Source organism: Vibrio syngnathi, from assembly GCF_002119525.1.
GTDB classification, from domain to species: domain Bacteria; phylum Pseudomonadota; class Gammaproteobacteria; order Enterobacterales; family Vibrionaceae; genus Vibrio; species Vibrio syngnathi.
This window is the reverse complement of record NZ_CP017916.1, coordinates 753,031-775,273: the sequence shown is the minus strand read 5'-3', so window position 1 is coordinate 775,273 and position 22,243 is coordinate 753,031. Positions and strand designations below refer to the sequence as shown.

General features: G+C 44.3%; 18 protein-coding genes and 19 tRNA genes. 35 read left to right on the top strand and 2 right to left on the bottom strand.

Going from position 1 to position 22,243, the window contains the following annotated elements; translation table 11 throughout:
- Positions 1–20 precede the first annotated feature (20 nt).
- From lolB to K08M4_RS03680, 25 genes are all read left to right on the top strand, one after another.
- The gene (gene lolB / locus K08M4_RS03800) at positions 21–689 is read left to right on the top strand and encodes a lipoprotein insertase outer membrane protein LolB (RefSeq protein ID WP_086048898.1); all 669 of its coding nucleotides are present in this window, start codon (positions 21–23) and stop codon (positions 687–689) included.
- Complete coding sequence (gene ispE, locus K08M4_RS03795) at positions 686–1,561, top strand: 4-(cytidine 5'-diphospho)-2-C-methyl-D-erythritol kinase (protein WP_198299309.1); 876 nt, start codon at positions 686–688, stop codon at positions 1,559–1,561. Before lolB ends, ispE begins: the two co-directional genes overlap by 4 nt.
- A 27-nt stretch (positions 1,562–1,588) precedes the next feature.
- Positions 1,589–2,533, top strand: coding sequence for a ribose-phosphate pyrophosphokinase (locus K08M4_RS03790; RefSeq protein ID WP_012603389.1), 945 nt, complete (start codon positions 1,589–1,591; stop codon positions 2,531–2,533).
- 370 nt (positions 2,534–2,903) lie between these two features.
- Positions 2,904–3,494, top strand: a complete 591-nt coding sequence (gene pth / locus K08M4_RS03785; RefSeq protein ID WP_010439162.1) for an aminoacyl-tRNA hydrolase — start codon at positions 2,904–2,906, stop codon at positions 3,492–3,494.
- Between the two features lie 10 nt (positions 3,495–3,504).
- Complete coding sequence (ychF, locus tag K08M4_RS03780) at positions 3,505–4,596, top strand: redox-regulated ATPase YchF (RefSeq protein ID WP_029223110.1); 1,092 nt, start codon at positions 3,505–3,507, stop codon at positions 4,594–4,596.
- Positions 4,597–4,876: 280 nt separating this feature from the next.
- Positions 4,877–4,953, top strand: a tRNA-Met gene (locus K08M4_RS03775).
- A gap of 68 nt (positions 4,954–5,021) precedes the next feature.
- Positions 5,022–5,106: transfer RNA gene (locus K08M4_RS03770), tRNA-Leu, on the top strand.
- Positions 5,107–5,135: 29 nt separating this feature from the next.
- Positions 5,136–5,210: transfer RNA gene (locus K08M4_RS03765), tRNA-Gln, on the top strand.
- Between the two features lie 77 nt (positions 5,211–5,287).
- Positions 5,288–5,364, top strand: a tRNA-Met gene (locus K08M4_RS03760).
- A 110-nt stretch (positions 5,365–5,474) separates the two neighbouring features.
- A tRNA-Leu gene (locus tag K08M4_RS03755) sits at positions 5,475–5,559 on the top strand.
- Positions 5,560–5,588: 29 nt separating this feature from the next.
- Positions 5,589–5,663, top strand: a tRNA-Gln gene (locus tag K08M4_RS03750).
- Between the two features lie 109 nt (positions 5,664–5,772).
- A tRNA-Leu gene (locus K08M4_RS03745) sits at positions 5,773–5,857 on the top strand.
- 29 nt (positions 5,858–5,886) lie between these two features.
- Positions 5,887–5,961: transfer RNA gene (locus K08M4_RS03740), tRNA-Gln, on the top strand.
- A gap of 108 nt (positions 5,962–6,069) precedes the next feature.
- A tRNA-Leu gene (locus K08M4_RS03735) sits at positions 6,070–6,154 on the top strand.
- 29 nt (positions 6,155–6,183) lie between these two features.
- Positions 6,184–6,258, top strand: a tRNA-Gln gene (locus tag K08M4_RS03730).
- Between the two features lie 87 nt (positions 6,259–6,345).
- Positions 6,346–6,430, top strand: a tRNA-Leu gene (locus K08M4_RS03725).
- A gap of 52 nt (positions 6,431–6,482) precedes the next feature.
- Positions 6,483–6,559 (top strand) — tRNA-Met (locus K08M4_RS03720).
- A gap of 110 nt (positions 6,560–6,669) precedes the next feature.
- Positions 6,670–6,754, top strand: a tRNA-Leu gene (locus K08M4_RS03715).
- Positions 6,755–6,783: 29 nt separating this feature from the next.
- Positions 6,784–6,858, top strand: a tRNA-Gln gene (locus K08M4_RS03710).
- A gap of 87 nt (positions 6,859–6,945) precedes the next feature.
- A tRNA-Leu gene (locus K08M4_RS03705) sits at positions 6,946–7,030 on the top strand.
- A 52-nt stretch (positions 7,031–7,082) separates the two neighbouring features.
- A tRNA-Met gene (locus K08M4_RS03700) sits at positions 7,083–7,159 on the top strand.
- Positions 7,160–7,269: 110 nt separating this feature from the next.
- Positions 7,270–7,354 (top strand) — tRNA-Leu (locus K08M4_RS03695).
- A gap of 29 nt (positions 7,355–7,383) precedes the next feature.
- Positions 7,384–7,458, top strand: a tRNA-Gln gene (locus tag K08M4_RS03690).
- 68 nt (positions 7,459–7,526) lie between these two features.
- A tRNA-Leu gene (locus tag K08M4_RS03685) sits at positions 7,527–7,611 on the top strand.
- Between the two features lie 157 nt (positions 7,612–7,768).
- On the top strand, positions 7,769–8,815 hold the full coding sequence (locus tag K08M4_RS03680) for a lactonase family protein (protein ID WP_086048896.1): 1,047 nt from the start codon (positions 7,769–7,771) through the stop codon (positions 8,813–8,815).
- A gap of 77 nt (positions 8,816–8,892) precedes the next feature.
- Here the strand turns inward: K08M4_RS03680 and K08M4_RS03675 are convergent, their stop codons facing one another.
- Positions 8,893–10,068, bottom strand: a complete 1,176-nt coding sequence (locus K08M4_RS03675; protein ID WP_086048895.1) for a 2-octaprenyl-3-methyl-6-methoxy-1,4-benzoquinol hydroxylase — start codon at positions 10,066–10,068, stop codon at positions 8,893–8,895.
- A 308-nt stretch (positions 10,069–10,376) separates the two neighbouring features.
- Between K08M4_RS03675 and miaB the strand changes: the two genes are divergently transcribed.
- The 5 genes from miaB to lnt all read left to right on the top strand — a co-directional run bounded on the left by miaB (position 10,377) and on the right by lnt (position 16,108).
- Positions 10,377–11,801 (top strand): tRNA (N6-isopentenyl adenosine(37)-C2)-methylthiotransferase MiaB, encoded by a 1,425-nt coding sequence (gene miaB, locus K08M4_RS03670; RefSeq protein ID WP_004735256.1) that lies wholly within the window; start codon positions 10,377–10,379, stop codon positions 11,799–11,801.
- Positions 11,802–11,966: 165 nt separating this feature from the next.
- Positions 11,967–13,088, top strand: coding sequence for a PhoH family protein (locus tag K08M4_RS03665; protein ID WP_086048894.1), 1,122 nt, complete (start codon positions 11,967–11,969; stop codon positions 13,086–13,088).
- Positions 13,089–13,550 (top strand): rRNA maturation RNase YbeY, encoded by a 462-nt coding sequence (gene ybeY / locus K08M4_RS03660; RefSeq protein WP_086048893.1) that lies wholly within the window; start codon positions 13,089–13,091, stop codon positions 13,548–13,550. It begins immediately after the preceding gene.
- Between the two features lie 120 nt (positions 13,551–13,670).
- Complete coding sequence (gene corC / locus K08M4_RS03655) at positions 13,671–14,561, top strand: CNNM family magnesium/cobalt transport protein CorC (protein ID WP_004735253.1); 891 nt, start codon at positions 13,671–13,673, stop codon at positions 14,559–14,561.
- 32 nt (positions 14,562–14,593) lie between these two features.
- Positions 14,594–16,108: an apolipoprotein N-acyltransferase gene (gene lnt, locus K08M4_RS03650; protein ID WP_086048892.1), complete on the top strand. Its 1,515-nt coding sequence runs from the start codon at positions 14,594–14,596 to the stop codon at positions 16,106–16,108.
- A gap of 95 nt (positions 16,109–16,203) precedes the next feature.
- Here the strand turns inward: lnt and K08M4_RS03645 are convergent, their stop codons facing one another.
- Positions 16,204–16,674 (bottom strand): zinc ribbon-containing protein, encoded by a 471-nt coding sequence (locus tag K08M4_RS03645; protein WP_086048891.1) that lies wholly within the window; start codon positions 16,672–16,674, stop codon positions 16,204–16,206.
- Between the two features lie 265 nt (positions 16,675–16,939).
- Here K08M4_RS03645 and leuS point away from each other — a divergent pair, with 265 nt between their 5' ends.
- From leuS to rlmH, 5 genes are all read left to right on the top strand, one after another.
- Positions 16,940–19,516: a leucine--tRNA ligase gene (leuS, locus tag K08M4_RS03640; RefSeq protein WP_086048890.1), complete on the top strand. Its 2,577-nt coding sequence runs from the start codon at positions 16,940–16,942 to the stop codon at positions 19,514–19,516.
- 179 nt (positions 19,517–19,695) lie between these two features.
- Positions 19,696–20,352: an LPS-assembly lipoprotein LptE gene (locus tag K08M4_RS03635; protein ID WP_086048889.1), complete on the top strand. Its 657-nt coding sequence runs from the start codon at positions 19,696–19,698 to the stop codon at positions 20,350–20,352.
- A gap of 9 nt (positions 20,353–20,361) precedes the next feature.
- The gene (gene holA, locus K08M4_RS03630) at positions 20,362–21,387 is read left to right on the top strand and encodes a DNA polymerase III subunit delta (RefSeq protein WP_086048888.1); all 1,026 of its coding nucleotides are present in this window, start codon (positions 20,362–20,364) and stop codon (positions 21,385–21,387) included.
- Positions 21,388–21,451: 64 nt separating this feature from the next.
- The gene (gene rsfS / locus K08M4_RS03625) at positions 21,452–21,769 is read left to right on the top strand and encodes a ribosome silencing factor (protein WP_086048887.1); all 318 of its coding nucleotides are present in this window, start codon (positions 21,452–21,454) and stop codon (positions 21,767–21,769) included.
- Positions 21,770–21,772: 3 nt separating this feature from the next.
- On the top strand, positions 21,773–22,243 hold the full coding sequence (gene rlmH / locus K08M4_RS03620) for a 23S rRNA (pseudouridine(1915)-N(3))-methyltransferase RlmH (protein ID WP_009848474.1): 471 nt from the start codon (positions 21,773–21,775) through the stop codon (positions 22,241–22,243).

Here is a 22,243-nt window from a genome sequence, read left to right as displayed (position 1 = left end):
TGAACAAGTTGTGAGCAAATATGAGCAAGCTTCGTAAAATCACGTCTCTTATTTTTTTGACCATAATTATGGTGGGTTGCTCGTCTATCCCAGAACAACCGACCAGCGTTGAGTGGCAAAGTCACCAAAACCGGCTTTTACAGATAGAAAACTATCAAGCCTCAGGCAAGCTCGCTTATATTTCTCCAGAGCAGCGCCAAAGCCTAAACTTCATATGGAAGCATTCACCAAATCAGAGTCAACTAAGGCTTACGACTTTTCTCGGTCAAACCGCATTGAACCTAACCATCGAACCATCGGGTGCAAAAGTCGTGACCTATGATGACCAAGTATTTACTCATGCGAGTGCTTCAGCCTTGGTAGAACAACTTACTGGATTGCAGATCCCCATAGATCACTTACCACAATGGTTCCTTGGCATTCCTGACCAAGCAGACAACTACCAATTGAACACCACCAACACCCTTGAATCTCTGTCCAAACAAGTCAGCGGTCAATTATGGACACTCAATTTTGATAATTACCGAAATGTAGAGGTGCCAAGTACACTATTATCTGGTGAAGACAACAAGAACTCTGGTGAAGACAGCACGAACGTAGAGACAATTCCCCTCCCTATCCGATTGTCATTCAAGCAAGACGAGAACAAAATCAACATTGTAGTTTCGAAGTGGACACTGAAAAAATGATAACAACGCCAACGCACTGGCCTTCGCCAGCTAAGCTGAATTTATTTCTCTATATCACTGGCCAACGCGACAATGGCTATCACGAACTTCAGACCCTATTTCAGTTTGTCGACTTTGGTGATGAACTTACGGTTACCGCAAACCGAAAAACAAGCTCGATAACCATCACACCTGAGATTCCAGGCGTTGCGACAGAAGATAACTTGATCTGGAAAGCTGCAACTGCCCTTCAACAATATACATCGACGACTTTCGGTGCGGATATTGAGTTAAAGAAAGTGCTTCCAATGGGAGGCGGTATTGGTGGGGGCTCTTCAAATGCCGCAACCGTGTTAGTCGCTCTCAACCATTTATGGCAACTCAACCTGTCAGATGATCAACTCGCCGAGATCGGTTTGAAGCTTGGCGCTGACGTTCCTGTCTTCGTTCGAGGGTACGCCGCCTTTGCTGAAGGGATTGGAGAAAAACTACAGCCAGCTAATCCGGATGAAAAATGGTATCTCGTTGTCAAACCTCAAGTGAGCATAGCAACTGTAGACATATTCACACATTCAGAATTAACTCGAAATACGCCAAAGCGAGCGCTAGCAACGCTTCTAGAGCAAGAATACGTAAACGATTGCGAAAAAATTGTGCGAATGCTGTACCCAGAGGTTGATAAGCAACTTTCATGGCTGCTACAATACGCGCCGTCGAGATTGACTGGCACAGGTTCGTGCGTTTTTGCTGAATTTAGCAGCAAAAAAGAAGCCGAATTGGTGCTAGAGCAACTGCCTGACACAGTTTCCGCGTTTGTCGCGAAAGGACGAAACATTTCTCCTTTGAAAGAAACTTTGGCTGAATACCAATCAGCCCACCCACAATCTATTTAAAACTGGACGCAACCCGAGGTTTCCACCGTGCCTGATATGAAGCTATTTGCTGGTAACGCAACACCTGAACTAGCCCAACGTATTGCTGATCGTCTATACATCTCTCTTGGCGATGCTACTGTAGACCGTTTTTCTGATGGCGAAGTCGCTGTTCAAATCAATGAAAACGTTCGTGGTAGCGATGTATTCCTGATTCAATCAACTTGTGCACCAACCAATGACAACCTTATGGAATTGGTGGTAATGATTGACGCAATGCGCCGTGCTTCTGCTGGCCGTATTACTGCTGTAATCCCTTACTTCGGTTATGCCCGTCAAGATCGTCGTGTACGTTCTGCTCGTGTGCCTATTACTGCAAAAGTTGTTGCAGATTTCCTTTCTAACGTTGGCGTTGACCGCGTTCTTACTATCGACCTACACGCAGAGCAAATCCAAGGCTTCTTCGATGTACCTGTTGATAACATCTTCGGCACTCCAGTTCTTCTAGAAGACATGGCTAACCGTGGTCTAGAAAACCCAGTAGTGGTTTCTCCAGACCTTGGTGGTGTTGTACGTGCTCGAGCTACAGCTAAAGCGCTAGGTGATGTTGACATCGCTATCGTTGATAAGCGTCGTCCACGTGCTAACGTTTCTGAAGTAATGAACCTAATCGGTGATGTTGAAGGTCGTGACTGTGTTATCGTTGATGACATGATCGACACTGGTGGCACACTGTGTAAAGCAGCTGAAGCGCTTAAAGAGCGCGGTGCTAAGCGTGTATTCGCTTACGCAACTCACGCTGTATTCTCTGGTACTGCTGCAGAAAACATCCGCAATTCAGTTCTAGACCAAGTTATTGTTACTGATTCAATCAAGCTTTCTCCAGAGATGGCTGCGACAGGTAAAGTAACTGAACTAAGCCTTTCTCGCATGCTTGCTGAAGCGATTCGTCGTATCAGCAACGAAGAGTCTATCTCTGCGATGTTCAACTAATCAAAGCTCTATAGCTTTGCTTTAGCAGAACAATCTGAAAAAGATATTAAGCACTTCATTCGATGAAGTGCTTTTTTTATATCTAATACCAATCACAGTAAGTAAGTGTTCAGAAATAGCGCAGGAAAAAAGCTTGAGAACAAGGCGTGATTTTTTGATAAGTAGTTATTCTACAATCAAAAATTATAACGCAGTTATCGAGCATTTTAACCAGCTAGGGTGACCAGTTATTTACTACGATTGGTATAACGACCACAAAGTGAATTTGAGCACAGTTTGAATCATTGAGTTGCTATCAGCTAGCTCGCACCTTTTTCATAAACTGTGATATCATACGGCGCTTTTTGAAATCCCAAGAGAGATCCATACCTTGAGCCAACAAATAAAACTTCTCGTTGGACTGGCTAATCCAGGTCCAGAATACGCCAAAACTCGCCACAATGCGGGTGCTTGGGTAGTTGAAGAATTAGCACGTGTACATAACGTGACACTGAAGAACGAACCAAAGTTCTTTGGCCTAACGGGTCGTATCATGGTTCATGGTGAAGATCTTCGTTTGCTGATCCCAACGACTTTTATGAACTTGTCAGGCAAAGCAGTTGCTGCCTTAGCAAAGTTCTACCAAATTAAGCCAGAAGAGATCATGGTCGCTCACGATGAGTTAGATCTTCCTCCTGGTATTGGAAAGTTTAAAAAAGGTGGTGGTCATGGAGGACATAATGGTCTGAAAGACATCATCAGCAAACAGGGTAACAATAAAGAATTCTATCGTCTTAGATTAGGCATTGGCCATCCAGGACACAAAGATAAAGTTGCAGGTTATGTATTAGGCAAAGCTCCTGCGAAAGAGCAAGAGTGTATCGAGGCTGTCGTTGACGAATCGGTTCGTAGCCTAGACATCTTATTGAAAGATGGCCTACCAAAAGCACAAAATCGCTTACATACGTTCAAAGCAGAATAAGGTTTATATCATGGGTTTTAAATGTGGCATCGTTGGTCTACCAAACGTTGGTAAGTCAACTCTGTTTAACGCACTGACTAAAGCAGGCATCGAAGCAGCAAACTTTCCATTTTGTACGATCGAACCAAACACAGGTATCGTTCCGGTTCCAGATCTACGCTTAGATGCATTAGCAAAAATTGTTAATCCACAGAAGATCCTTCCAACGACAATGGAATTCGTAGATATCGCAGGCCTAGTTGCTGGCGCATCTAAAGGCGAAGGTCTAGGTAACAAGTTCCTAGCTAACATCCGCGAAACTGATGCTATCGGTCACGTTGTACGCTGCTTTGAAAACGAAAACATCGTTCACGTTTCAGGCAAAGTATCACCTATCGAAGATATCGAAGTGATCAACCTTGAGCTTGCTCTTGCCGATCTAGATAGCTGTGAACGTGCGATCTTCCGCAATGCTAAAAAAGCAAAAGGCGGCGATAAAGACGCTAAATTCGAAACTACGGTTCTTGAAAAGCTACTACCTATCCTGACTGAAGGTGGTATGGCTCGTACTGTTGAACTTGCTAAAGAAGAAGTAGCGGCGATCGACTACCTTAACTTCCTAACACTTAAGCCAACAATGTACATCGCAAACGTTGCTGAAGATGGTTTTGAAAACAACCCTTACCTAGACGCAGTTCGTGAGTACGCAGAAAAAGAGAACAACGTTGTTGTTGCTGTTTGTGCTGCAATCGAATCTGAGCTTTCTGAACTTGACGATGAAGATCGTGAAGAGTTCCTTGCAGACATGGGTATCGAAGAACCAGGCCTTAACCGAGTGATCCGCTCTGGTTACGAACTACTGACTCTTCAAACTTACTTTACTGCGGGTGTTAAAGAAGTTCGCGCTTGGACTATCCCTGTAGGTGCGACTGCGCCACAAGCTGCAGGTAAGATCCACACCGACTTCGAAAAAGGATTCATCCGTGCTGAAGTAGTTGGTTACGAACATTTCATCGAATTTGGCGGTGAAAGCGGAGCAAAAGATGCAGGTAAATGGCGTCTTGAAGGCAAAGAATACATCGTTAAAGACGGTGATGTTGTTCACTTCCGTTTCAACGTTTAATTACCGATAAACATCTAATAAAAGGCCAGTGAATTCACTGGCCTTTTTCATTTTCGCTCTTTCTAAAGAGCTTCTTATCCAAAACTTAACTTCCTATATATATCGGCATTTGAACCTATTTCTTGCTGACAAATACGCCTCTTTGACTAAAAAGAAACCGAACAGATGTTTATTCGTGATTTATTCAAAAAAAAAGTTGACGGGTTTCACTCAACTCCGCATAATGCGCCCCGTTCACAACGAAGCGGCAACGTCTCGAAATGAGCAACAATTTGGAAATGGCTACTTAGCTCAGTTGGTTAGAGCACATCACTCATAATGATGGGGTCGCAGGTTCGAATCCCGCAGTAGCCACCATTTCCTAAGCACTCTGTTTGTTATTAAACATATGTTTATTTACAGCAAAGAGTTTTTAGGAAAGTAAAGCGGTCGTGGCGGAATTGGTAGACGCACCAGATTTAGGTTCTGGCGCCGAGAGGTGTGAGAGTTCAAGTCTCTCCGACCGCACCATATTGAGATATCTTAATTGATATCATTGTTGGGCTATCGCCAAGCGGTAAGGCACTGGCTTTTGATGCCAGCATTCCCTGGTTCGAATCCAGGTAGCCCAGCCACAATTTAAAGTGTAATTATCTTTAAAAAGATAATGGCATTGGAAGCGAGATTATATTATATTACTTCGCTCTCAGATGGCTACTTAGCTCAGTTGGTTAGAGCACATCACTCATAATGATGGGGTCGCAGGTTCGAATCCCGCAGTAGCCACCATTCTTTCTTTATGAAAGAAAAAGTACAAACAACGTTATATTGAATCACCAATGTCGATATAACTATACTCTTCGCTAGGCTCTTTACTTAGTTGAGAGGAAAGCTTTGCTGCGGTCGTGGCGGAATTGGTAGACGCACCAGATTTAGGTTCTGGCGCCGAGAGGTGTGAGAGTTCAAGTCTCTCCGACCGCACCATTATTTAGATATCTTAATTGATATCCTGTTGGGCTATCGCCAAGCGGTAAGGCACTGGCTTTTGATGCCAGCATTCCCTGGTTCGAATCCAGGTAGCCCAGCCACTATTAAAACTCTTTGTTTTTTACTTAGCTTGTTTTTAAGCTAAATAGTAAACCAAGAGCACAACGTTACATCGAATCACCAATATCGATATAACTATAAAGATTTGCTGCGGTCGTGGCGGAATTGGTAGACGCACCAGATTTAGGTTCTGGCGCCGAGAGGTGTGAGAGTTCAAGTCTCTCCGACCGCACCATTATTTAGATGTCTTAATTGACATCCTGTTGGGCTATCGCCAAGCGGTAAGGCACTGGCTTTTGATGCCAGCATTCCCTGGTTCGAATCCAGGTAGCCCAGCCACTATTAAAACTCTTTGTTTTTAGTTGGCTTGTTTTTAAGCTAAATAGCAAACCAAGAGCACAACGTTACATCGAACCACCAATGTCGATATAACTATAAAGATTTGCTGCGGTCGTGGCGGAATTGGTAGACGCACCAGATTTAGGTTCTGGCGCCGAGAGGTGTGAGAGTTCAAGTCTCTCCGACCGCACCATTATTTAGATATCTTAATTGATATCCTGTTGGGCTATCGCCAAGCGGTAAGGCACTGGCTTTTGATGCCAGCATTCCCTGGTTCGAATCCAGGTAGCCCAGCCATTACAACGTTACTTAGACAAACCATAAGTCTTCTTAACTATATACTCTTCGCTAGGCTCTTTGCTTAGTTGAGAGGAAAGCTTTGCTGCGGTCGTGGCGGAATTGGTAGACGCACCAGATTTAGGTTCTGGCGCCGAGAGGTGTGAGAGTTCAAGTCTCTCCGACCGCACCATTATTTCTCTTTAATTAGAGATAAAATAGTGAATACATAAAAATTCACTATTGGCTACTTAGCTCAGTTGGTTAGAGCACATCACTCATAATGATGGGGTCGCAGGTTCGAATCCCGCAGTAGCCACCATTCTTTCTTTATGAAAGAAAAAGTACAAACAACGTTATATTGAATCACCAATGTCGATATAACTATACTCTTCGCTAGGCTCTTTACTTAGTTGAGAGGAAAGCTTTGCTGCGGTCGTGGCGGAATTGGTAGACGCACCAGATTTAGGTTCTGGCGCCGAGAGGTGTGAGAGTTCAAGTCTCTCCGACCGCACCATTATTTAGATATCTTAATTGATATCCTGTTGGGCTATCGCCAAGCGGTAAGGCACTGGCTTTTGATGCCAGCATTCCCTGGTTCGAATCCAGGTAGCCCAGCCATTACAACGTTACTTAGACAAACCATAAGTCTTCTTAACTATATACTCTTCGCTAGGCTCTTTGCTTAGTTGAGAGGAAAGCTTTGCTGCGGTCGTGGCGGAATTGGTAGACGCACCAGATTTAGGTTCTGGCGCCGAGAGGTGTGAGAGTTCAAGTCTCTCCGACCGCACCATTATTTCTCTTTAATTAGAGATAAAATAGTGAATACATAAAAATTCACTATTGGCTACTTAGCTCAGTTGGTTAGAGCACATCACTCATAATGATGGGGTCGCAGGTTCGAATCCCGCAGTAGCCACCATTCTTTCTTTATGAAAGAAAAAGTACAAACAACGTTATATTGAATCACCAATGTCGATATAACTATACTCTTCGCTAGGCTCTTTACTTAGTTGAGAGGAAAGCTTTGCTGCGGTCGTGGCGGAATTGGTAGACGCACCAGATTTAGGTTCTGGCGCCGAGAGGTGTGAGAGTTCAAGTCTCTCCGACCGCACCATTATTTAGATATCTTAATTGATATCCTGTTGGGCTATCGCCAAGCGGTAAGGCACTGGCTTTTGATGCCAGCATTCCCTGGTTCGAATCCAGGTAGCCCAGCCATTACAACGTTACTTAGACAAACCATAAGTCTTCTTAACTATACTCTTTGCTAGAGTAAAAGCTTTGCTGCGGTCGTGGCGGAATTGGTAGACGCACCAGATTTAGGTTCTGGCGCCGTAAGGTGTGAGAGTTCAAGTCTCTCCGACCGCACCATCATTGAATAGAACCCAGCTTTTTAGCTGGGTTTTGTTTTATCTGGAATATGCAATTCTGCTAGCCAAGTCACCAAGTATTCTCTTCTATAACCTCACTTTTAATACGATTTTATAAGACAATGTCTGCTCCACTTTCTAATTGAGTATGACTACCTATGAAAACCCTCCCATTAACGATCGGTTGCTACACGGATACGCCAAGTAAAAGCCAAGGTGTCTATCAAACTCAGTTAGATCTAGAAACAGGAAAACTATTACCTCTAGAGCTTATTGCCGAATGTCATAACCCCTCTTTTGTCACCGCGACAAAGTCTGGAATCTATACAGCATCTGAGGTTGAGCAAAAGAAACTGCCGAAACTCATTCATATACCTAATGTTGATTCACAAATCGCGTCCAATACAGGCCTAATCTCGGGCGCTCACCCCTGCCACGTTGCGATAGATCCACACAATAAATTTGCTATAACTTCCCAATACTCGTCAGGTACATTTGATATCTTTAGCTTAAGTATCAATGGCAACATCGATAAACGACTCAAAACAATCAAGATGGTTGGCTCAGGGCCGAACAAAGACAGACAAACTAGCCCACACGCCCATCAATGTTTGTTCTTACAAAACTCACCACAGTTTGTGACTGTCGATCTCGGCACCGATCGAATCAACTTCTATTACTTTGACGAAGAGCAAGAAGAGTTCCTTGATGAGCCAATGCAGTCTATTAAAGCGCCCGCAGGAAATGGAACTCGTCACCTAATCTTCAACAAAGCTGAAGACAAAGCCTATGTAATCTGTGAGCTCTCTGAAACGATATTGATTTTGGAAAAGTCTTTAGGTATTTGGAATATAGTGGATGAGATTGATGCATTACCTAATATGGATAAGGGAGAAGCCGCCGCTGCAATTAAGCTATCGCCTGATGAGCAATTCCTTTATGTGTCTTGCCGACATCAATCAAGAATCAGTTGTTTTCGAATCGATTCAGTCACTCAAAAGCTCATTTTTATGGATAGTTACGATGTTGAAGGTAAGTTCCCTCGCGACTTTCATATCACTAATGACGGCCAATGGCTTATCGCCGCCAACCAGCACTCCAACAACCTCGCGTCATTCAAACGCAATGTTGAGGATGGTTCTCTCACCTATACGGGATGCTCTTTAGCTATTGATGCGCCTGTTTGTGTTACTCAGCAACAATAAGCACTACAACAAAAACAAAAACAAAAAAAGAGAGCATCGGCTCTCCTTATCTATAAAAACAACCTGAACTAACCGTTTTAAAGGCCCAAGGCGTATTTCAATACTTGAGCTTTAATCGGCCCTGAGTTTTCTGCTAACTTTAGTGCAGCATTGCGGACAAACTTTAACGGGCCAATGTCGTTGCTGAATGTCTTGTAGAAGAAATCCATTCCACTCTGCATCATTAAGTTGTCGCCTCTTCTCATCACTTCATAGCGTCTTGCTACAGCTTGATTCAATTCACCTTTTTCTTTGGAAATATCTAATAGAGCGGCAACATCTTTAAAGCCTAAATTGACACCCTGCCCTGCTAATGGGTTGATCGTGTGTGCAGAATCTCCAACCAAAATACAATTGTTCTTGAAGTAAGATTGCGCATGACGTCGAGTAAGAGGGAACGAACCAGAGTTGAGGACTTTGATGTCTCCTAATTCCGTGGGGAAGTTAGCAAGTACTTCATTACGCAGCTTTTCAGGGCTCATCGATGATAATTGCTTAATGCGAGATGGGGAGTCATACCAAACCAACGATCCCTGCCCGACTTCTTGACCGTCGGAGGTTAGAGAACACAATGGCAAAAATGAACGAGGACCAGTTGGTAGGAATTGCTGCCAAGTAATATCTTGTTGAGGCTGTTCTGTTTCTACGTTGATAAGCATGCAGTGCTGTCGATAATCCCAAGCGGTAATACCAATCCCAGCTTGCTGACGAACGGCTGAGTTCGCGCCATCAGCACCAATCACCCACTTCGCTGATAACTCAGCTCCTGATTGAAGCTTAACGATATTGGTTTCACCAAACTCAATCTCATCAAGCTTTTCTGGACATAACAAGTCGAGATTGTCGTAGGCATCAAATTGAGACCATAAACCTAACTGGATCAGTCTGTTCTCGACAATATAGCCTAAACGAGGTAAATCAAGAGATGCTGCATCAAACCGAGTACGACACTCTGGATGTTCCCAAGTTTCCAATCGCTTGTAAGAACAGACGCGCATCGCTGCAATACTTTGCCATGCACCAAGATCTTCAAGCAAATCGACCGATGCTTGAGAAATCGCTGACACACGAATGTCCATCGCTTGCGACTCATCAAAAGCTTGTGGGGCAAAACCTTCGATCACCGCAACACTCAGACCTTGCTTTGCAAAACCGATTGCTGTTGCTGCACCAACCATGCCGCCACCGACGACTACAATATCGTAACTGTTCATATTTTGTACTTATCAGTTTGATTCTTTGACTGTTTTTGATTGTACTTTTTCTTAACGAACTTGTAACCAAAAACCTTATTCGAAAGAAGGGTTACCCCTTATGGCATATGGCGTTGACGATAATAAAAACCACTACATAAGAGATTTGTTCAGACTACTAGTCAGTCGGTTTTGAAACCAGTACAATACGCCGCTTGCCGCTAGAGCCTGTCATAAAATTGAATACCGAATTATGACGAACGGAGCTAGCGGATGAATAATGGGCGATTTGCTCCCTTAAATTAAACTAACGATCGAGCGAACATATAATGAGTAAGAAACTGCTAATTAAAACTTGGGGCTGTCAGATGAATGAATATGATTCATCAAAAATGGCCGACCTGCTTAACGCTGCAAATGGCTATGAGCTAACTGAAGTACCTGAGGAAGCAGACGTACTACTATTGAATACTTGTTCTATCCGCGAAAAAGCGCAAGAAAAAGTATTCCACCAGCTTGGTCGTTGGAAAACGCTTAAAGATAAAAAAGAAGGTGTGGTGATCGGTGTGGGTGGCTGTGTAGCGACTCAAGAAGGTGACCACATTCGTCAACGTGCACCTTACGTAGACGTAATCTTTGGCCCACAAACATTACACCGTTTGCCAGAGATGATTAAGTCATCACTGTCTAACGAAAAGCCAGTAATGGACATCTCTTTCCCTGAGATCGAAAAATTCGATAACCTGCCAGAGCCAAAAGCAGACGGCGCAACGGCGTACGTTTCTATCATGGAAGGTTGTTCTAAGTACTGCACTTACTGTGTTGTGCCATATACTCGTGGTGAAGAAGTTAGCCGTCCAATGGATGATGTCCTCTACGAAGTTGCACAACTTGCAGAGCAAGGCGTTCGTGAAGTTAACCTACTAGGCCAAAACGTAAACGCATTCCGTGGCCCTACTTACGAAGGCGACATCTGCACATTTGCAGAACTACTTCGCCTAGTTGCGTCTATCGATGGTATCGACCGTATTCGTTTCACTACAAGCCACCCGCTTGAATTTGGTGATGACATCATTGAAGTTTACAAAGACACACCTGAACTCGTGAGCTTCTTACACTTGCCTGTACAAAGTGGTAGTGACCGTATTCTTACGATGATGAAACGCCCGCATACGGCAATCGAATACAAATCAATTATCCGTAAACTGCGTAAAGCTCGTCCTGATATTCAAATCAGCTCTGACTTTATTGTTGGTTTCCCTGGTGAGTCTAAGCAAGACTTCCAAGATACAATGAAGCTAATCAAAGAAGTTGATTTCGATATGAGCTTCAGCTTTGTTTTCTCTCCTCGTCCAGGTACACCTGCTGCTGATTACCCATGTGATGTACCAGCACAAGAGAAGAAAGATCGCCTGTGGGAACTGCAACAGACAGTAAACACACAAGCTATGCGTTTCTCTCGCCTAATGCTAGGCACAGAGCAGCGTATCCTTGTTGAAGGTCCATCAAGAAAGAATCTAATGGAGCTTCGTGGTCGTACTGAAAACAGCCGTGTTGTGAACTTCGAAGGTTCTGCTGATCTTATCGGTCAATTCGTAGATGTGAAGATCACTGAGGTTTACACCAACTCACTACGTGGTGAATTAGTTCGCACAGAAAAAGACATGGGTCTACGCGTTGTAATGACTCCAGCAGAAATGATGGAAAAAACAAAACGTGAAGACGAGCTAGGTGTAGCGACATTTACGCCATAGCCAATACAACTGTTTGAGCACAAAGCCCAAACTCAAAGCTTGAAATTACCTAACTAAGTGACCATCTTAGACATAGGGATATCACCATCAGAAGCCCGGTCTAAATCGGGCTTCTTGCTCTCTTTTTTTTATTTAAGAGAGAATGGTACAGAATGAGAGGTTAATTTGAGCAATAAAATCGTTACCTTAGAGATAAATCTAGAGCCCGCAGACAACAAGCGCTTGGCAAGTTTATGCGGACCATTTGACGACAACATCAAGCACCTTGAGCGTCGTCTGGGTGTTGAGATTAATTACCGTAGCAACTTTTTTACTATCGTCGGTAAGCCTCACACAACTGCCGCAACTTTAGACATTATCAAACACCTCTATGTTGAAACGGCTCCAGTTAAAGGCAACATAATCGATATCGAACCAGAGCAAGTGCATCTGGCGGTCACCGAGTCTGGCATTTTGGAGCAGCACGTCGAGTCTGAAATTGACTACGGCAAAGAAGTGACCATTAAGACTAAAAAAGGCGTCATCAAACCACGCACACCAAATCAAGCACAATACCTAATGAACATGGTCACTCATGACATCACTTTTGGTATTGGGCCTGCAGGTACAGGTAAGACATACTTAGCCGTTGCGGCAGCGGTTGATGCACTTGAACGTCAGGAAGTTCGCCGAATCCTACTGACTCGCCCTGCTGTTGAAGCCGGTGAGAAGCTTGGTTTCCTGCCTGGTGATTTAAGCCAAAAAGTAGACCCGTATTTGCGTCCACTTTACGATGCACTGTTTGAGATGCTTGGCTTCGAGCGTGTAGAGAAACTGATTGAGCGTAACGTGATTGAAGTTGCGCCACTGGCTTACATGCGTGGTCGTACATTAAATGATGCGTTTATCATTCTTGATGAGAGCCAAAACACCACAGTAGAACAGATGAAGATGTTCTTAACTCGTATCGGTTTTAACTCACGCGCTGTGATCACAGGTGATATCACGCAAATCGATTTGCCTCGTGGGGCAAAATCAGGTCTACGCCATGCAACTGAAGTACTCAGTGAAGTGGATGACATTAGCTTTAACTTTTTCATGTCTGAAGACGTCGTTCGTCACCCTGTCGTTGCTCGTATCGTGAATGCGTACGAGAAGTGGGAAGCGAAAGACCAGAAAGAACGCAAAGAGTTTGAAAAGCGTAAACGTGAAGAGCGTGAAGCCAAACTTCTTGAAGCTCAGCAATCCGTTACGACACAATTAGCAACACAAAATAGCTCTGTAATTGCAGAGCAAGGTGATAAATAGATGCCTATTGAACTAGACCTGCAGTTAGCGGTCGAAAATGAGCAAGGTCTTCCAACTGAGCAAGATATTCAGCTTTGGTTGGACAAGACAATTCCTCAGTTTCAAGAGAATGCCGAGCTCACCGTTCGTATTGTTGATACAGAAGAGAGCCACCAGCTCAATCATGACTACCGTGGAAAAGATAAACCAACTAACGTGTTATCTTTCCCATTTGAAGCACCGCCAGGAATGGAATTAGATCTACTGGGTGACCTCATTATCTGCCGCCAAGTTGTCGAAAAAGAAGCAGAAGAGCAAAGTAAGCCTCTGCTAGCACACTGGGCCCATATGGTTGTACATGGCAGTCTGCATCTGCTAGGTTATGATCATATCGAAGATGATGAAGCTGAAGAGATGGAGTCACTCGAAACAGAAATCATGCAAACTATGGGGTTTGAAGACCCGTATATTCTAGAAAAGTAATTTGATTCTAGTAAAGTAGGTTGCAGAGAAACAATAACTCATCGAACCTGTGATTTTCGCAGGAATCTGAGTTGTAACGTGTGCTATCACACTTCTGATAGCGTTATTTTTTGAGAAATCATGAACGAAGGTAACCCCCCCACTTCTGAGGGAAGTAAAAAATCTGAAGGTCCGAGTAGAAAGTCCTTCTTTGAACGCCTAGGCCAACTATTTCAAGGTGAAGTAAAAGATCGCCAAGAGCTCGTAGATGTAATCCGCGATTCAGAAATTAATGACCTAATTGACCACGACACACGCGACATGCTCGAGGGTGTTATGGAAATTTCAGAGATGCGAGTACGCGATATCATGCTGCCTCGCTCTCAAATGGTTACAGTTGAACGCACCGATGATTTAGATACATTGATTGCGCTTATTACTGATGCTCAACACTCTCGCTACCCAGTGATCAGTGAAGATAAAGACCATGTTGAAGGCATTCTATTAGCGAAGGACCTACTTAAGTATTTGGGTTCAGAAAGTGCCCCATTTGATATCGAACAAGTGATTCGCCCTGTCGTGGTTGTTCCTGAAAGTAAGCGAGTTGATCGCCTGCTCAAGGAGTTCCAAGAAGAGCGTTACCACATGTCCATCGTTGTCGATGAGTTTGGCGGTGTTTCTGGCCTGGTAACCATTGAAGATATCCTCGAAGAAATCGTTGGTGAAATTGAAGACGAGTTCGACGATGAAGAAGAGCTAGATATTCGTAAGCTGAGTAAGCATACCTATTCGGTTAAAGCTTTAACCACCATTGAAGAGTTCAACGATACGTTTAACACTTCCTTCAGTGATGATGAAGTCGATACTGTGGGTGGTATGGTAATGACAGCACTCGGTCATCTGCCTGTTCGTGGCGAAATTGTAGAAATTGGAAACTACCATTTCAAAATAACATCAGCAGATAACCGTCGTGTGATTCAGCTACAGGTAACCATCCCTGACGAGCAGCCTCTTCCGACTATCGAAGAATAACAACTTCTCTCTAAAGAGATGACAGAAATTAGATGACTAAGACCTTTATTCATCGCCTATTACGGCCGCTTGCGGCCGTTTTTGTTGGCGCTATAACTACCCTTTCATTCGCTCCATATTCAATATGGCCTCTTGCTATTCTCAGCCCAGCTTTGTTGCTGTTACTGATCCACAACCGTTCTCCTAAAAGTGCGCTTTGGATTGGTTACGCATGGGGCTTAGGCCAATTCACGACTGGTATTAGTTGGGTATACGTCAGTATTGATGGCTTTGGCGGAATGCCTCTGGCTGCCAATTTATTCTTAATGGCATTGCTTGTTGGTTATCTTGCGGTCTACTCCGGCCTATTTACTTGGAGTTTAAACAAGTACTTCCCTGCTAATAACCTAAGCCGCTTTTTCCTCGCGGCTCCTGCATTGTGGTTAATCTGTGATTGGCTGCGTGGTTGGGTAATGACTGGCTTCCCGTGGTTATGGCTAGGTTACAGCCAAATCGACTCTCCACTAGGCTCATTCGCACCGATTGGTGGTGTAGAGCTAGTAACTCTAGCGATCATTGTTTCAGCCTCTGCATTCGCTTATGCGATTGTTAACAGGGCATGGAGTATCGCTATTATTCCCGCTGTCGTATTTTGCGCTGGCTTTGGTATTCGCAACATCGATTGGGTCACGCCGAACCCTGAAAAAACAACGTCAGTCGTCTTAATACAAGGCAACGTCGATCAAGACAGCAAATGGCTACCTAGCCATCGCTGGCCAACGATGATGAAGTACACAGACCTAAGCCGAGAAAACTGGGACGCCGATATCATCATCTGGCCTGAGGCTGCTATTCCAGCATTCGAAGTTGAGATTCCATCTTTCTTACGTAACTTAGATAGCGCAGCAAAGATGAACAACAGCTCAATCATCACTGGCGTACTCAACCAGTCTGAAGATAAGAAGTACTACAACAGCGTTCTTTCTCTAGGTGTCAATCCATACGGTGAATACAGCTACGATCCAGACGAACGCTACCATAAACACCACCTGTTACCGTTTGGTGAGTTTGTTCCGTTTGAAGATATCCTGCGCCCATTAGCACCTTTCTTTAATTTGCCAATGTCATCATTTAGCCGTGGCGACTTTGTTCAACCAAACATCGTGGCAAATGGACGTCATCTAGCACCGGCGCTTTGTTATGAGATCATCTTTAATGACCAAGTTAGGCAGAACGTAACAGATGAAACTGACTTTATCTTAACACTCTCTAACGATGCGTGGTTTGGTCGTTCTATTGGCCCGTTGCAACATATGGAAATCGCACAGATGCGTGCTCTGGAGCTTGGTAAGCCAGTTATTCGCTCTACCAACAATGGTGTGACTGCAGTTACCGATTACAAAGGCAACATCATCAAACAAGTGCCTCAGTTTGAAACAGCAGTATTAAAAGCTGAACTCATTTCAACGGATGGTCAAACGCCTTATCACACAGTAGGTACTTGGCCACTGTATATTTGGGCGATGCTGAGTTTGGTGGCTGGCTGGTTTATGAGAAGAAAAGACTAGATTCGAGATTCGAGATTCGAAGAAAAGTGATTAGAGGGTTGACTGATTGGGTCAACCCTTTTTTATTGCTGTGGTTTACGTTGATAGCGCTATGGTTACGGCTTAAGGGCTTTTCGGCTAAACCCTGTAGAGCCACATTTAATGCATGGAATGATATTGGTTGGGTGATTATATTCGGTTTGATGACCACACTCGTCACATACTAAGGTTCCTAAACCAATGACTTCACCCGCTTGATACAAGCCTTGGTGTTCTAGATCTTGGAACAGTTCAACCCATTCCACCTTAGTACGATCAGTGATATCCAAGAGTCCTTGCCAAATAGAATCTGTGATCATTAAATAAAATGGACCACCTTTACTCTCTTCATAGCTTTCGGAGAACTCTTTTAAGTCCGACTTCACGTAGGCCGAAATCAATGACAATTCGTCTTTGGTCATGTCATTGGCTGCTTTCGCATATTTACCTGACGTTTCTATTTTGTTGTTAAGCTCTTCAGGACTATGCTTCAGCGTTTCTATCACCTCTTCGACGACTTCTTCATAGAGTGCTTTTTTCTTCGGCATAACGACCTCCTTAAGATGACCAAGCTTTATCTTAGTGAACTGACCTTAAGTGAAGCGACCAGTCCCTAACAAACAAATGCAATTCATACCCTTAAGTATAGCTGTCCTAAGTAATTCGGTTGAATTTACGCAATCAACCACGCTGCAACTGCAAGTATGAAGGGTATAACTATTGTTGTACTAAGCTCCTTTAGGTATTCTATGACGATCTGTAAGATTCTGTTCTAACCGAACTCACAAATTCCAAGATAAACGGATACCATCGATGCAAGAACAATATAACCCGCAAGAGATTGAACAAAAGGTTCAACAACACTGGGATGACAGCGAGACTTTCGTTGTAAGTGAAGACCCAAATAAAGAAAAATTCTACTGTCTTTCTATGTTCCCGTACCCAAGTGGCCGACTGCACATGGGTCACGTGCGTAACTACACCATCGGTGATGTGGTATCTCGTTTCCAACGTCTACAAGGCAAAAACGTAATGCAGCCAATCGGTTGGGATGCATTCGGCCTACCTGCAGAAAACGCAGCTGTAAAAAACAACACAGCACCTGCTCCGTGGACTTACGAAAACATCGAATACATGAAAAACCAGCTTAAACTTTTAGGCTTTGGTTACGACTGGAAACGTGAATTCGCAACATGTACACCTGAGTACTATCGTTGGGAACAAGAGTTCTTCACAAAACTCTACGAACAAGGCCTAGTTTACAAGAAGACTTCTTCTGTTAACTGGTGTCCAAACGACCAAACTGTACTAGCGAACGAGCAAGTAGAGGACGGTTGCTGCTGGCGTTGTGATACTCCGGTAGAACAAAAGAAGATCCCACAGTGGTTCATTAAGATCACTGAGTACGCTCAAGAGCTGCTAGACGATCTAGACAACCTTGAAGGTTGGCCTGAAATGGTTAAGACCATGCAGCGCAACTGGATCGGTCGCTCTGAAGGTGTTGAACTATCTTTCGCTGTTAACGGCGAAGAAGCGCCGCTAGAAGTGTACACAACACGTCCAGACACACTAATGGGTGTTTCTTACGTTGGTATCGCTGCAGGTCACCCTCTTGCAGAGAAAGCATCACAGAACAACCCTGAGCTTGCAGCATTCGTTGAAGAATGTCGTAACACCAAAGTGGCTGAAGCTGAACTTGCAACGATGGAAAAGAAAGGTATGGATACTGGCCTAACAGCTATCCACCCTCTTAACGGTCGCGTTGTTCCTGTTTACGTAGCTAACTTCGTTCTTATGGATTACGGCACAGGTGCTGTAATGGCGGTTCCTGCTCACGACCAACGTGACTACGAATTCGCAACTAAGTACGGCATCGATATCATCCCAGTAATCAAGCCAGAAGACGGTTCTGAGCTAGATGTGTCTGAAGCGGCTTACACTGAGAAAGGTGTACTGTTCGATTCTGGCGAATTCGATGGCCTTGCGTTCCAAGAAGCATTCGACGCAATCGCAGCGAAGCTTGAATCTGAAGGTAAAGGTAAGAAGACAGTAAACTTCCGTCTACGTGACTGGGGCGTTTCTCGTCAGCGTTACTGGGGTGCTCCAATCCCAATGGTAACCACTGAAGACGGTGAAGTTCACCCAGTACCAGCAGACCAACTGCCAGTCATTCTTCCAGAAGACGTGGTAATGGATGGCGTAACTAGCCCAATTAAAGCTGACTTAGAGTGGGCTAAAACAACATTCAATGGCGAACCGGCGTTACGTGAAACTGATACGTTCGATACGTTCATGGAATCTTCATGGTACTACGCACGTTACTGTTCACCACAAGCTGATGACATTCTAGATCCAGAGAAAGCAAACTACTGGTTGCCAGTTGACCAATACGTTGGTGGTATTGAGCATGCATGTATGCACTTACTTTACTCTCGTTTCTTCCACAAACTTCTTCGTGATGCGGGTTACGTGACATCTGATGAACCGTTCAAGCAACTTTTATGTCAAGGCATGGTTCTAGCTGACGCGTTCTACCACACGAACGATAAAGGCACGAAAGAGTGGATTGCTCCAACTGACGTGACTATCGACCGTGACGCGAAAGGCCGCATTGAAAAAGCAGTCGATAACCAAGGCCGCGACGTTGAGCACTCAGGCATGATCAAAATGTCTAAGTCTAAGAACAACGGTATCGACCCCCAAGAGATGGTAGACAAGTACGGTGCTGATACGGTACGTCTATTCATGATGTTTGCATCACCTGCAGACATGACGCTTGAGTGGCAAGAGTCTGGTGTTGAAGGCGCAAACCGTTTCCTTAAGCGTGTTTGGAAACTAGTTCACGCTCACTCTGCTAAAGGTGCTGCTGAATCTGTTGACGCTTCTGCGCTATCTGGCGACCAGAAAGCACTTCGTCGTGATATCCACAAGACTATCGCGAAAGTAACGGACGATATCGGCCGTCGCCAAACATTCAACACTGCCATCGCTGCGATCATGGAACTGATGAACAAGCTAGCGAAAGCGCCACAAGAATCTGTACAAGATCGTGCAATTCTTGATGAAGCGCTAAAAGCGGTTGTTCGCATGCTTTACCCAATGACTCCACACATCTCTTACGAAATGTGGATTGCACTTGGTGAATCAAACGTAGACTCAGCAACATGGCCAACTTTCGATGAGAAAGCGCTAGTTGAAGACGAGAAGACTATCGTTGTAATGATCAACGGTAAGCTACGAGCAAAACTAACGGTTGCTGCTGACGCGACAGAAGAGCAAGTTCGTGAACTTGGTCTAAATGATGAGAACGCTAAGAAGTTCCTAGATGGCTTAACTATCCGTAAAGTTATCTTCGTACCTGGTAAGCTTCTAAACATCGTTGCGAACTAATTTCGCTAACATAGTGCAATTGCTAAAGAATTAAAGAACTTAATTCATCAAAAGCAGTCTGTAGACAGGGTAGCTAATAACCCTGTCTACTTATTTAAGCGCTTTAGACTTGAGCCTAACAACTCTAACTAACTAAAGCTTTAAAATAAGTATTCTACCTTCATGAGAGCCATCAAATAATGCGCCTGAATTCACTATATTCATTGAAAGTTACTATTGTTGTTCTAACCGTTAGCCTACTGAGCGCCTGTGGTTTTCACCTACGTGGTGATTACTCTGTGCCAGAAGAACTCAACAAGATCTCTGTGACCAGTTACGACCAATACAGTACGTTTACACGTATGATGAAAAGCCAGCTGCGTATGAATGATGTAGAAATAGTGCCAGCGGCTGAAAATATCCCTAACCTGCACATCATTAGTGAAGGCGTCGGTGAGCGCACCCTGTCTCTTTACCAAAACACTCGTGCCGCTGAGAAAGAACTGACGCTCAATGCATCATATCGTGTGACGATACCAGAGCTAGGCGACAAAACCTTCTCAACCAGCGTAACCCGAAGCTATTTGGACAACCCACTAACAGCGCTCGCGAAATCGGTTGAACGTGACATGATTGAAGATGAGATGCGCAAGTTGGCAACAAGCCAAATCCTTCGCCAGATGGCCCGTCTGAAAGCGACTATTGCCGCTGATAACATGGCTCTAGAAGAACTTGAACAAGTTCAAGTGAAAGAGCTTGAGAAACAATACAACATCAAGAACATCGAAATTGACGACGTTGAGTTCGACGCAAGTGCAGCACCTGATGCTGAGCCTGCCGTAACTGTCGAGCAATAGGTTTATTTAATGCGTATTTTTGCTGATCGTTTATCTGAGCAACTTGCTAAGCAGTTAAGTAACGTTTACCTAATTTTTGGTAACGAACCTTTACTGCAGCAGGAAAGCCGAGAAGCGATTCAAAAGACAGCCAAAGAGCAAGGCTTCGAAGAACGCCACCGCTTTGCTATTGATAGCAGTTTGGACTGGAATCAAGTCTACGACTGCACTCAAGCATTGAGCCTATTCTCTAGTCGTCAGGTCATCGAACTTGAATTACCAGAGTCCGGGGTCAATGCGGCGATTGCAAAAGAGCTACTCGCAATCTCTGAGCATATACACAACGATATTCTATTGATCTTGATTGGCACTAAGCTCACTAAGGCTCAAGAAAGTGCGAAGTGGTTTAAAGCGCTGTCTAATCAGGGTCACTGGATCAGCTGCCTAACCCCAGACGTTAGCCGATTACCTCAATTTGTCCAAACGCGCTGTCGTCAAATCGGCTTGTCACCGGATCCTGAAGCGATACAAATGCTGGCACAATGGCATGAGGGTAATCTATTTGCACTCACCCAAAGCCTAGAAAAACTGGCTCTCCAATACCCAGATGGAAAGCTCACATTAGTACGCTTAGAAGAATCGCTGAGTCGGCACAACCATTTTACTCCCTTCCATTGGAGTGATGCGTTATTAGCAGGCAAAGGCAACCGCGCACAACGAATCCTGCGTCAGTTAGAAGCCGAAGGTATCGAACCCGTTATCTTATTGCGCAGCATACAACGTGAGCTTGCTCTGCTATTACAAATGCAGCAACAAATGAAACGGATGCCAATCACGCAGGTATTTGAAAAGCAACGTATCTGGCAATCTAAAAAACCTCTTTATAACGCCGCGCTAACAAGAGTTTCGATATCTCAATTACACTCCCTGTTTGCGCTGCTCACTCAAGCAGAATTGATGACAAAAACGCAATATGAACAGTCGCCTTGGCCACTAATTCATCAGTTAAGCGTAGAGTTTTGTATCCCGTCAGCTTCAATCCCATTTCACGCATAAAAGCGTGGTATATTCTAGGGTCAACAGACCCTAAAAAGCTAAACTCAGATTAAAGGAACACCCCGTGTTACGTGAAGAACTAAAAGATTTTCTTGCAGACAAAGCCGACGACATGAAAGCAGAATCGATTGTGACTATCGATGTAGAAGGCAAATCAAGTGTTACTGACTACATGATTGTTTGTACTGGTACATCGAAGCGCCATGTTGCCTCTATTGCACAGCATGTTGCTGATGAAGTGCGCAAGGCAGGCATGAATCCCCTTGGCATGGACGGCCAACAAGAAGGTGAATGGGTTGTTCTAGATATGGGCACGAGCATGCTTCACGTTATGCAAGAAGAGCATCGTGAACTGTACCAACTAGAAAAACTTTGGGGCTAAGCTTTGAAGATCCAGTTAATCGCAGTTGGTACAAAAATGCCAAAGTGGGTTGAAGAAGGGTTTAAAGAATATAAACGCCGCTTCCCTCATGATATGCCATTGGAACTCATTGAAATTACTGCTGGAAAACGCGGTAAAAATGCCGATATTGCACGTATTCTCCAAAAAGAAGGCGAAGCAATGTTAGCTGCAGTTCCAAAAGGTAATCGCATTGTTACGCTCGATATCCCGGGAAAAAAATGGGATACGCCCCAACTCGCAGAGCAATTGGAAAGTTGGAAGCTGGATGGGCGTGACGTTTCTATCCTTATTGGCGGGCCTGAAGGATTAGCACCAGCATGTAAAGCGGCAGCAGACCAAAGTTGGTCTCTGTCAGCACTTACTCTCCCTCACCCACTAGTACGCGTTATCATGGCTGAAAGCTTGTATCGAGCTTGGAGCGTCACTGCTAACCACCCTTATCATCGAGAATAA

Coding starts and splice junctions, on each gene's coding strand:
- lolB (WP_086048898.1), top strand. CDS start 21: ATGAGCAAGCTTCGTAAAATCACGTCTCTTATTTTTTTGACCATAATT.
- ispE (WP_198299309.1), top strand. CDS start 686: ATGATAACAACGCCAACGCACTGGCCTTCGCCAGCTAAGCTGAATTTA.
- ychF (WP_029223110.1), top strand. CDS start 3,505: ATGGGTTTTAAATGTGGCATCGTTGGTCTACCAAACGTTGGTAAGTCA.
- K08M4_RS03680 (WP_086048896.1), top strand. CDS start 7,769: ATGAAAACCCTCCCATTAACGATCGGTTGCTACACGGATACGCCAAGT.
- K08M4_RS03675 (WP_086048895.1), bottom strand. CDS start 10,068: ATGAACAGTTACGATATTGTAGTCGTCGGTGGCGGCATGGTTGGTGCA.
- miaB (WP_004735256.1), top strand. CDS start 10,377: ATGAGTAAGAAACTGCTAATTAAAACTTGGGGCTGTCAGATGAATGAA.
- ybeY (WP_086048893.1), top strand. CDS start 13,089: ATGCCTATTGAACTAGACCTGCAGTTAGCGGTCGAAAATGAGCAAGGT.
- corC (WP_004735253.1), top strand. CDS start 13,671: ATGAACGAAGGTAACCCCCCCACTTCTGAGGGAAGTAAAAAATCTGAA.
- lnt (WP_086048892.1), top strand. CDS start 14,594: ATGACTAAGACCTTTATTCATCGCCTATTACGGCCGCTTGCGGCCGTT.
- K08M4_RS03645 (WP_086048891.1), bottom strand. CDS start 16,674: ATGCCGAAGAAAAAAGCACTCTATGAAGAAGTCGTCGAAGAGGTGATA.
- leuS (WP_086048890.1), top strand. CDS start 16,940: ATGCAAGAACAATATAACCCGCAAGAGATTGAACAAAAGGTTCAACAA.
- K08M4_RS03635 (WP_086048889.1), top strand. CDS start 19,696: ATGCGCCTGAATTCACTATATTCATTGAAAGTTACTATTGTTGTTCTA.
- holA (WP_086048888.1), top strand. CDS start 20,362: ATGCGTATTTTTGCTGATCGTTTATCTGAGCAACTTGCTAAGCAGTTA.